We start from the raw sequence: 10,248 nt of genomic DNA on the forward strand, positions 1-10,248 counted from the left end.
TGTGAGTTCAAGGATCGTTGCGACAAGGTCCGCTATCTCAGTTTCATCATCTCGTCTCTGAACGCCTCCGTTGGCGTTCGCCAGCCGAGGCATTTGCGAGGTGTCCCGTTCAGGCGGTCGCAAATCGCCTTCATATTGCGATTTGAGAGCGCCGCGAGCTGGGTGTCGCGCGGCAGGTAGCGTCGGGCGCGTTTGTTAAGGTTCTCTACGGAACCTTTTTGCCAGGGCGCCTGCGGATCGCAGAACCAGCTTTCCGTTCCGATGTCGGCTTTTAGTCTTCGCCACGCGCGGAACTCGAACCCGCGGTCGAAGGTAATTGACCGCCGTGCAGGTTGGGGCAGGGGCTCCATCACGTTCATCAAGGTAATCATGAAATGGGTGGAGCTTCGGTCATTGTTGCGGAACAGGACGGCGAACCGCGTTTTCCGCTCGACCAGCGAAGCGACGTTCATCTTGCCGGTGCTGCGCTCGAAGATCATCAAGTCACCTTCCCAATCACCAAACTTTTCGCGTGTTTTGACGTGCTCCGGCCTTTGGTGAATGGATCGGTCCGGCGGGAAGACCTGATCTCTGGGGCGCCTTGCATAACGCGGCCTGCGCTTCTTGCGGCGGCTGGGAAGGTGACGCGCCAGTCGTTCAGACTGGCCTTCCTTGCTGTAGACATACGCGTAGATCGTCTCGTGACTGACGCGGATGGCTTGGCCTTCATGGCTCAGGCGTCCCGCGATCTGCTCAGGGGTCCAGCCTGCGATCAGGCGGTCGACAACATGGTCGCGCAGCGTGTCCAGGCGCACCAACTTTCGGCGCCGAGCGCGGCGATCCTGCGCCGACTTGTGCGCGACGACTCCGTAGTAACCGTTAAGATACGCCAACTCTTCGTCTTCGAAGCGATTGCGTCCGATCTCGCGATAGACGGTCGAGCGGTGCCTGCCGAGCCGAGCCGCGATCTGAGTGATCGGCAATTTCGCTTCCAGCATCCTCTGTATTGCGACCCGCTCCTGCAAGTCGAGCTCTGTATGCGCCATGGCCATTCTCCTCGCTTTTCAGAATGATAGGGCATTTGTCGCAACCCAGGTTAGAATGTGCCCTTCGATATGATAGCGGGCCGAGAAGGCCCCTTATGTTAAGTGAACAGATCCGTCTTCAGATCGCGGGTCCGGTAGAAATCTTCACCGACTTCACCTTTTGTCAGCGCAGGCCGAACTCCCCGCCGTTTCAACCGACTAACCACCTTACCGACTTGGAGACCATGCTGCTCGGCAATCCGCGCAGGATGGGTGAAGCGGACTTTGAAGTCCGCCACGACCGTCGGGTCGAACCGCGGAATCCTATGTTCCGCATCATTACCAACGATCCATTTGACGGAAAGGCTCACCTCTTCCGGGCACCGATCCACCAGACGCCAGAGGATGTTCCGCGAGATCTTCAAGGAAGCGAACGCTTCCGCGGTCGAAAGCCCCACCGTGCAGAATGCCCGGTGCCGCTTGACCTCCGCCGGATCCACGCGAAGCGCGGCGATCCCCTCCTGACCAGCCACGCGAAAGACGCGCTCGAGGAAGCTCCCGAGGATCATGTGCACTACGGTGACCGCCGGCACCTTGGCCTTTTCTGCGGCTTTCGAGACCGGCACCAGCCCGCCAATTTCGGAATCCAGCTCGACCGCCATCGCGTGCAGCTTGCCAACCAGCTTGGCAAGCTCTTCGCTATCGACGCCTTTCTGGGTGTGGCCCTGAATTCCCGGCCTCCCATAAAAGATGGGTGTGAGCAGCCGGTCATCAAAAAGCTGATCCACCAAGGGACGTGTACAAGCCAACGCATCGGGCAACGAGATGACCGTCACCATTCGCTTCACGCGACTGGCTACCTCGCGCCCCTTTTGAACCGGGATCGGGAAGTGTGCGGGTGCCTTTTCGGGTATCAGCCCTGCCACAATCAGCAAATCACGCAGCGTCCTGGGGTCAAGGTTTTGCTCCTTTGCCAGTGACGCGACGGTGTGCAGGCGACGCTCGGAAAGTTTGACGCCCAGCACCTTGGTTCCGGCGGGCATCGCAATGTTTTCGACAATGACGTCGCGAAGGATGCGCGCGATGTCGCCCGGCTCCTTGTGCGACTTCGAGTATGCCAAGGCTTCGTATAGGCACCTGAAGATCTTGCGGGCGCCTGGCGCGCCTGACGCTTCGTCAAATTTCCGAAATTGCGCCAGCAACGCCTCCCGGATCCCTGCCTCGCCGCGGGACGTGAACCCGAAACCGACACGACCGGCGTGATCCCAGTCATCCGGTGTCAGTGCTGGCAAGAGCTGATCCGGCCCGTATTCGACCAGAACCCCCAAAAGCTCCGTCGCCCGGACCGCCTGGTCCAAAGTCTGCGCATCCAGCCATTCGGGGCCAGCTTCCCCATTGAGACGGCGGACAACGTATTCTTGATGCAGCGAGGCCGCACGCGGCTCGGCTTTGTCGATCAGGGCCTGAAGGCCTTCGCCACGCTCAGGCACGATGTATTCGAGTTCACGGAATGCGTCATCCCACGGCCCCTTGGCTTGACGCAGGAGCGGAATGCCATGGCGCGAGCACGTCCGGACTACCGACAGCGCCCATTCCCAGCGACCGCGACGCCCGCCCGTCCGATCATCCTCTGCCAAGCACGCCGGACAGAAGACGGTGTAGGGATTAGCCAGGAACTCTGCGGTGACCAGCTCCCCGCGAAGATCGTAGGTCCGCTCCCCAAGCGGGACCGGGGCATTGGCGCGCAAGTCGCCAAGCGGGATGTCAGAAAGCTCGGCCAGACGGCTGAGTGCCTCGTTTTTGTTGGCCGCCATATCTTCAGGCTCAATTTCGATATCCCGAAGGAATGGAACCAGGCGATCATTAGCGTGAACCCCGGCGAGACGCGCCGCGTAAGACAGGGGGCTCTCCTACGGGTCGAAGGGGATGTGGGGCGCGAGCATCAGCGCGCGCCCTCCCAGTTCAGCTGCGCCTCACCCAGATCGGTTTTGGCCCAGTGACGGGCAAGGAAGACGTTCTGACCCATGCCACAGCCTTCCTGCATACCCCAGCTCTCGGCGAAGTGGTTGATCGTCAATTCATTGGCATGGTCCAAGGCCGCCGCCTCGAGTGCCGCGAGGATATTTTCGATACAACGGCCGAAACGGTTTCGGCTCGCGTGGACGAGCCTATCCACGAGGTCCGCGTCCGAGGGCGGCCGCATGCCAGCGGCATCGCAGAAATTGGCGATGACCTTGGAGAGCGCCTTTCGGTCGGAATGCGGCGAGACATCAGCGAGCGGCAGCCGCCAGTAGCGGCGTGTGACCTGGGCATCGCAGGACGCAATCTGCCAAAGGCTCTCGATGCCACTCAGAACGACACTGACCGCATCCTCCCCCTGCATCAGGTTACGGAGGATCTTCAGTGAAACGTCGACCTTATGCTTGCTCCCAGCACCGAATAGATCATGTGCCTCGTCGATCCACAGGACAGCCGTGCCTCGCAGTTTGAAATGATCACGCACCTTTTGCGTGATGTCGTATTCGGTCACGGACCGGCGCGAGACCGCAGGATACCCACTGGCCTTGAGAATCTCGAGCCCGAGACTCTTGGCGGTGGGCGGGCTCGGGACCCGGACCCCGACCCAAGGCTGATGCGCCGCATCGCGCGGTTGCAGGGCCGGATGGGTCTTGAGGCCATGAAGAACGAGCGAGGTCTTGCCTCCGCCGGCGGGCTCCACGACCGCGATGCCGCGTGCATCGCCCGCCTTGTTGAAAAGACGGGCCTTGGGAAGAAGGTTGCCCTGATCATCGCGCTGCAGCAGCCGGTCCAGGTAGCTCCGGAACTGAGCGTCCCGCGGGGTCGCGAGATACTTGTCTCGCAGCCGGTCCACGGCTGCGAGTTTATCGTTGATGTTGAGAGCTGATGCACTCATGGTCATTCGTCCTCCAGGGTCCAGTCGTCGCCGTCATCAGCCGCATCGGCACCATCGCCAGCCTGATGATCGGGAAATTGGATCGGGCCGAAATTGCCGGAAGCAGAATTTTCCGCACTGCAGTGATTTTCATCGGCGGGGTCGCCCGAGGGCGTGGATCCACCGCTGGCAAGGCGGGTCCCCCATTCATCCCGGTCCGCGTCATAGGGGTTCTCAGGCTCCGTCTCGGAGACCTTGAAGCCGACGAAAAGGCGATCGTGCTCGTATTCCATGCGTGTCTCGGACCAGTCTTGCATGACGAGCCCGACGCGGGTCATGGCGGCGCTGTTGGTTTCCTCGATGAAGTCGAGCGCTTGGCGGACGACGGCGAAGTTGACCTCGGCATTGCGCGCGTTCTGGGCCCGGATTTCGGCCGCGGCATCTACCCACTCCTGGGCGGAGACACCCTGATACCGATCGAACACGGCGGGGATCTCGAACCAGCGCCCATTCAGCTCGGCCCAGATGGCGCCGATGTCCTCGGGATACCACCGGATCGCGACCTTGCGCTCCTGCGCCTTGGTCATGAAGCGTGCCAGGACCTCCGAGTGATACCGGACCCCCAGGATGGTAATCCCCTGCCGGGTCACGGTCCGTTCACGCTCATGGCCGAAAATCAGGCGCCGGCGGCCGAGGTCCGGGGGCGGCTGGACACCGAATTTCTCGACCAGCCGGTTCCAGCAGTCCAGCGGGGTTTCGCCGTTCAGCCCGCTGTGCGGGGTCCGATGGTAGACGTCGACTATGTAGCGAACCAGCACCGAGCAGAACTCCTCCGGATTGAGCGCGGCACGTTTCACCGAGTCGTAATCGCCCCGCTCGACGACGTTACTGAAGGTCCGCCCACTCAGCCGCGGCATGAGCTGGGTCGCGAAGGTGCCGAACACGCGCTCGATCGTGCCTTTGGATTCGGGATTGGCAGCGGCGCAATACTGCAGCGTGATGCCGAGATCAGACACGCGTGCCTGGACAAGGCTCGAGATGTTGTAGCTCGCGCAGTCGGTCACGATGACCGACGGCCAGCCGAACTGGCTCCAAGGCGTTAGCGCACCGCAGGCATCGCCCCAGACACCTTTGTCGCGCATCATCATCTCGATGACCCGGAGCGCGCTCTGCGAGTTGGGCTGCCGGGAAATAACCATCCCGACGATGCACCGCGTCGCGCAGCAGATGGCGACGGTGATCCACCACCGCGCCTTCTTCTTGTCCAGGCCGAGGACCTTCTTTTGCTCGTCAGTCAGGTGATGGAACAGTCCGCCTTCGGCCATCAGGGTGATGGCGTCGGCCTCCCACTCGTCGAACTCGACACGCTGCATCGGACGCGCGATATCCAGTCCCATACCGACCGGAGCGAACTGCCGGTTTGCTGCCTCGCGGCCCTTCCGGGTCAGGGTGATATCGAAGGGATTGAGCTTGCGGATCGCCTGCCGAACGGTTTCACGGGACGGGCAGACGATTTCCGGCTCGCCTGCAGCCCGGCGCCGGTCGTTCTCGTCAGCGAAGGCAATCTTCACCTCATCGAAGATGATCTTCTGCGACGGGCATTGGTCGTTGAGATATTTGCCCACGACCTTGCCCATGATCATGAGTTCATCAGCCGTCATCCGGCGGTCACGGTTACCACGCTCGGAGTTCCTGTCGTACAGGCCCGCCAGTCCGAACCGCCGCTCCTTGCGCTCCCAGTCCAGCACGGTTTTTGCGCCAAGCTTTTTCGGCACGGAGAAGGTGTCATCTTCCTTGTCGGGCTCGCCTTCTTCGAGAATCTCGCCAGCGCGAAACCTGATAGCCCGCAGATACGGCCTGATCGACGTCGCGGTCCGGGTGATATTATTGCTTTCGTCGTCCAGGAATTCACGAAACGCGCGGACCACGGCCAGACGCATGGCCGCTTTCTTGTGAGCCTTTGTGTCCCGGAGGGAGAGGAGCTCCCCATCCGGCAGAGCACGCGCACGCAGATGCTCGGGCTGGTGCTCGTTCGGGATACACTTGAAATTTCCGACCGTGAGGTAGCGGCTGATCTCGGCATTGGTCTTGACCTGAGGAACGCCCTCGCCGGTCACCTTGAAGAACATGTGGCCTTCTTCGCGGGTCTCGAAATAGCGGAAAGGCTGCCCCCCGATTGTGATGCCATCGTATTTCGAGAAGGAGAAGTTGGGCTGAACGGGGCTGGGTTTGACGGCGATCATTTGGAGATACTCCGGCGGACATATGCTTCGTGCGTGATGCGCACGTTGAGTGTGAGTTCGAGTTCGTGAGAGCGGAGCAGGCGAACCACGGCGCGGAAGCCGCGCGGGCCCAGGCCAATGGCATCGACCAGATCCTGGATCCGGACAGCCCCGACGATCTCGCCAAGGAGCCGCCGTGCGCCGGCGTCTGCATCAGGATCGGGGCGACGCATCTCGTGCATCATCTCGGCATTGAAGTATTCGACGGGGTCGATATCGCGTTCGGTCATCACGACGACCTGGTCTGCGAAACTCCGAGGAACCCGAGCCGCGATTTCGGCGAGTTCGTCCTGAACCTTGGACTGGTTGCGGCGATATTCCGACTTCACCATGATCGCGACGCGCTTGCCGTCGGCCATGAGCACGCGGAAGTCGAAGTAGTGCTCCCCCTTCTTCCCGTCGGCATCGAGCCACTGGAAGTGTACCTGGCTTTCGATCCAGGCCACACCCGGGCGGGCGAGAAGGACAAGCTTCCACTTCATTTCGGTGTTGCTGTCGTAGCCCATGGTATACCCCTCATCGGGGTCCATCGTGATCTGTCCGCTTTGGTGTTCGCGGGCGCCGACAGCCGTCTTCCGTGCAAGTTGCACGCGCTTGGGCAGGGTGACCCCGCCATCCTCATCGTCATTCATGCACTCGTCCTTTCGGCATGAGAGTATCGTTCGCCGGAATGCGCTCCGACGCTGCCCGAGGGCGGCGATACTGATTTCTGGTTTCGTTGGCGGAGCCGGCGTGTTCCGGTGCTCCGGGTGCAGGCGTCACATCGGATCGTCCTGCTGTGTCTCGTGGTCTACCCTGTGCCGGTGACCGTGGTGGTTCGTCTCCTCTTGACCTTGACCTCTCGACCGTCCGCCGGGCTCCGACGCTGTTGACTGAGAGGTTGGCTGTCTGCCTGTCTCACGAAGAAGAATCTGCGTCCCGGTCGGTGTGATCTGCCGTTCAGCCTTCGCTTGAGGCCGAGAAACTACCCATCTCGGACCCTCCAACAACAGCTTATTTCGGCCGAAAAAAGTTTTCCGGAATCGTTATCGTCCAGAGAAGAATGAACCAAAGCAGTCGCCTCAAGTAGTGCAAACCATTGATAATATTATTATTTACTCGCCTCGAACATAGGCTGCCGGAACCGCTCTCGGCCCGCCCTTTTTCTTCGAGCCTGAAGCTGCCCTCAAAACGGGCCCAACCCTGGGCACCCGGCGTGGCATTCTTGCCACGCGCCTTCAGAAACAGACATTAGGGCGATGGTTTGAAACCCCGGCCGTCGACCTTTCGCGATTCGCGTTGCGGGGAATCGTCAGGTCTCGCCTGACAATGATGACTGAAGGCCGCGCAATACGACGCGCCCGAGCCTGACCTTTCAGAATGACAAGGCCTTCGGCACCTCCTACCGTGCCGACATGGAAACAACGGATTGGTCCGATTTCGAAAACGACGCTGTGGTGGCAGCGTATTTCTCGATGCTCAGCGACGAGCTATCGGGGCGGCGCTACAACAAGGCAGCGCAGAACCGCACATTGCAGGACCAGATCGACCGCAGTCGGGGCTCCATCGAGTTCAAGATGTGTAACGTCTCCGCTGCCATGCGCGGCCTCGGGTTGCCCATCATCCAGGGCTATGCGCCCCGGTTCAACTTCCAGATGGCGCTCGCCGAGGCGGCAGCCCGCTGGCTGGCGCAACACCCGGACTGGGAGCTCGCGCTGCATCTGAAAGAGCAGCGCCAGATGGCCGAACCCGCACCGATTTTTGTCGGCGTAGCCCCCACCCTGCGGAATGCACCGCCGCCGGACGAGTTGGAACAGATGCAGCGTATCGCCCGCCGCTTCGACGCCGCGGGGCGCGATGAGCGCAACCGCGTCCTTGGCTACGCGGGCGAAGAGCGTGTGTTTCAGCATGAGCGCGCGACCTTGAACTCTCATGGCCGAGACGACCTCGCCCGGCGCGTCCGATGGGTGTCGAAGGAGGACGGCGACGGTCTGGGCTACGACATCGCCAGCTTCACGCCGAATGGGCAGGATCGGCTGATCGAGGTGAAGACAACCAACGGATGGGAACGCACGCCATTCCATATCTCGCGCAACGAGTTGGCGGTGGCGGACGAAAGGCGCGACCATTGGCACCTGTTCCGCCTCCACGACTTCGCCCGGGATCCCAAGGCATTTGAGTTGCGCCCGCCGCTGGACGCGCACGTCTCGCTGACCGCCACAAGTTTTTGGGCGAGCTTTGAATGATAGGCGAAGATCGCATGTTTCGCCGGACGATCGGCATCGACTATTCAGGGGCTCAGACGGCCGAAGCCAGCCTGAGGGGCCTCAGGGTCTATGAAACCCGAGACGATGGGACACCGGTCGAGGTCCAGCCTCCACCCAGCCCAAGGAAATACTGGACGCGCCGAGGCTTGGCCGAGTGGCTGATCGCGGAACTCGAATCCGGCGTTCCAACCATCGTCGGCATCGATCACGGTTTATCTTTCCCCATGCGTTATTTCGAAAGGTATGGCCTCGCCCCGGACTGGGATGTCTTCCTGGAGGATTTCTGCTCTCATTGGCCCACGGATGCCCCGCACACCTATGTAGATTTCGTCAGGGACGGGAGTGTCGGAAACGGTGCCGCGCGCAGCGGCGAGCGGGCATGGCGCCGACTGACAGAAGAGGCAACCGGCTCGGCAAAGTCGGTGTTTCATTTCGACCTTCAGGGCTCTGTCGCGAAATCTACCCATGCCGGAATCCCTTGGCTGAGGCGGATCCGGGCCGCGCACCCGGGACTGCATTTCTGGCCCTTCGATGGCTGGGAGCCCGCCACAGAAAAATCAGTAATCGTCGAGGCTTATCCCCGGCTCTGGAGTGCCAACTACCCGCCCGAAAACCGCACCCAGGACCAGCACGACGCCTACTCCATTGCGCGTTGGTTGCAGGACGCCGACCTGAAAGGAGCGCTCAGGGCAGCTTTTCAACCGCCCCAGCCGGACGCAATCGCCGGACACGCAGCAGTCGAGGGCTGGATCTTAGGCGCAAGCTGGCCACCACAACAGAAATCCGCTCGCCGCCGAACGGCTGTTGGCCGCGATGTAGGGATGACCACGAAGCCCGGATACGTAAACAGAAACCGGCAGCAGGTTCTGCATGGGACAGGACTTCCAGGGAACGATCACAACCAGGTTGTCTACCTGCTGCAATGTCGCGACTGCGGCCGCCACTACGGCGCCAACGGATCCGATATTTTTCAACGCAAATGCCCCGCCTGCGGAGGTGGGCGTCCTGGGCTGTGAGGGGCGGAAAGCTGACGAATTGCGGTGCGGCATGGGAACCGCAGTAACGTCGGCCGAGCAGTCACTCGAACAACCCGCAGCGTAATGGGCGGAAAGCAGTTGTTCGAAGAAGTAATATAGCGAAGGAAGCCGTGGCTTCATTAGTTGGTCCACAAATCGTCGGGGCCGAGATAGCTCAGGTCGAGATGGGCAACGTTCTGAGCCACGTTCGCCCGCACAAGACCGCGGGCATTCGGGTTGAGCGGATGCTGTAGCTTGCCGATCGCACGCCCGTCGGGCGCCAGCACCAGCGGCTGTCCGTTTCTATGAAAGAGGCTAACTGGTGTCCCGGGAGGCGCGGGAGCCGTGAACCACTGGACGTTTCCAAGGTATTCTCGCCGCCCCCAGGTCCGGTTGTCTGACGGAGCAAACTCCTGAATGAATTTGAGCCATATCTCCCGCGTCTCGACCGTTGGCCAATTGGGTTGCGCCGACCATACCGCGAGACCGGGCGAGCGCAGCCAAGCGCGCAATTCCGCGCCGGTCGTGAAGGTGGCGGCGGTGTCGGTAACGGCTTTGATGGCCGCCAGCCGTGAATTGAAGCCCGCTTGGATGAGTATCGAGGCGGAGCGGTTCATCGTTCCCGTCTCGATAGCTGGCACAGCCATGCCGAGTTCAAAAGTATGTAAGCGTTGGCTGCGCCCCACGCGCGTTCAGCTTGACGGCGGGAAGTTCCACGGCAGGAGATCGTCGATCCGACCTTGCGGATAGCCAGCGGCGATGGCCTCAAGGGTGGCCTTGAGATAGGCGAATGGTTCGACGCCGTTG

The 10,248-nt window shown here is 61.3% G+C and carries 9 protein-coding genes; 2 read left to right on the plus strand and 7 right to left on the minus strand.

Annotated elements, in window-relative coordinates; genetic code table 11:
• Positions 1-32: 32 nt before the first annotated feature.
• From SALMUC_RS22425 to SALMUC_RS22445, 5 genes are all read right to left on the minus strand, one after another.
• Positions 33-1,031 carry an IS30 family transposase gene (locus SALMUC_RS22425; RefSeq protein WP_198014653.1) on the minus strand — a complete coding sequence of 333 codons (999 nt, stop codon included), beginning with the start codon at positions 1,029-1,031 and terminating at the stop codon, positions 33-35.
• A 92-nt stretch (positions 1,032-1,123) separates the two neighbouring features.
• Entirely contained in the window at positions 1,124-2,905 is a 1,782-nt protein-coding gene (locus tag SALMUC_RS22430; protein WP_084514062.1) for a TniQ family protein, read from the minus strand.
• 41 nt (positions 2,906-2,946) lie between these two features.
• Positions 2,947-3,924: a TniB family NTP-binding protein gene (locus tag SALMUC_RS22435; protein ID WP_020043621.1), complete on the minus strand. Its 978-nt coding sequence runs from the start codon at positions 3,922-3,924 to the stop codon at positions 2,947-2,949.
• Complete coding sequence (locus SALMUC_RS28495) at positions 3,921-6,140, minus strand: Mu transposase C-terminal domain-containing protein (RefSeq protein ID WP_020043622.1); 2,220 nt, start codon at positions 6,138-6,140, stop codon at positions 3,921-3,923. Before SALMUC_RS28495 ends, SALMUC_RS22435 begins: the two co-directional genes overlap by 4 nt.
• On the minus strand, positions 6,137-6,811 hold the full coding sequence (locus tag SALMUC_RS22445; RefSeq protein WP_020043623.1) for a hypothetical protein: 675 nt from the start codon (positions 6,809-6,811) through the stop codon (positions 6,137-6,139). Before SALMUC_RS22445 ends, SALMUC_RS28495 begins: the two co-directional genes overlap by 4 nt.
• A gap of 762 nt (positions 6,812-7,573) precedes the next feature.
• Here SALMUC_RS22445 and SALMUC_RS22450 point away from each other — a divergent pair.
• Positions 7,574-8,404 carry a protein NO VEIN domain-containing protein gene (locus SALMUC_RS22450; RefSeq protein ID WP_020043624.1) on the plus strand — a complete coding sequence of 277 codons (831 nt, stop codon included), beginning with the start codon at positions 7,574-7,576 and terminating at the stop codon, positions 8,402-8,404.
• On the plus strand, positions 8,401-9,441 hold the full coding sequence (locus SALMUC_RS29225; RefSeq protein ID WP_198014654.1) for a hypothetical protein: 1,041 nt from the start codon (positions 8,401-8,403) through the stop codon (positions 9,439-9,441). Before SALMUC_RS22450 ends, SALMUC_RS29225 begins: the two co-directional genes overlap by 4 nt.
• A 140-nt stretch (positions 9,442-9,581) precedes the next feature.
• Here the strand turns inward: SALMUC_RS29225 and SALMUC_RS30120 are convergent, their stop codons facing one another.
• Positions 9,582-10,058, minus strand: coding sequence for a hypothetical protein (locus SALMUC_RS30120; RefSeq protein WP_021120833.1), 477 nt, complete (start codon positions 10,056-10,058; stop codon positions 9,582-9,584).
• A 75-nt stretch (positions 10,059-10,133) separates the two neighbouring features.
• A partial coding sequence (locus SALMUC_RS29235) for a transposase domain-containing protein (RefSeq protein WP_156883630.1) occupies positions 10,134-10,248 on the minus strand: 115 nt, incomplete at its 5' end.

This window comes from Salipiger mucosus DSM 16094, assembly GCF_000442255.1.
Taxonomy (GTDB): Bacteria; Pseudomonadota; Alphaproteobacteria; order Rhodobacterales; family Rhodobacteraceae; genus Salipiger; species Salipiger mucosus.

What these genes read in the sequence shown, in the direction of transcription:
- SALMUC_RS22425 (WP_198014653.1), bottom strand. Translation starts at nt 1,031, where the DNA reads ATGGCCATGGCGCATACAGAGCTCGACTTGCAGGAGCGGGTCGCAATA.
- SALMUC_RS22435 (WP_020043621.1), bottom strand. Translation starts at nt 3,924, where the DNA reads ATGACCATGAGTGCATCAGCTCTCAACATCAACGATAAACTCGCAGCC.
- SALMUC_RS28495 (WP_020043622.1), bottom strand. Translation starts at nt 6,140, where the DNA reads ATGATCGCCGTCAAACCCAGCCCCGTTCAGCCCAACTTCTCCTTCTCG.
- SALMUC_RS22445 (WP_020043623.1), bottom strand. Translation starts at nt 6,811, where the DNA reads ATGAATGACGATGAGGATGGCGGGGTCACCCTGCCCAAGCGCGTGCAA.
- SALMUC_RS22450 (WP_020043624.1), top strand. Translation starts at nt 7,574, where the DNA reads ATGGAAACAACGGATTGGTCCGATTTCGAAAACGACGCTGTGGTGGCA.
- SALMUC_RS29225 (WP_198014654.1), top strand. Translation starts at nt 8,401, where the DNA reads ATGATAGGCGAAGATCGCATGTTTCGCCGGACGATCGGCATCGACTAT.
- SALMUC_RS30120 (WP_021120833.1), bottom strand. Translation starts at nt 10,058, where the DNA reads ATGAACCGCTCCGCCTCGATACTCATCCAAGCGGGCTTCAATTCACGG.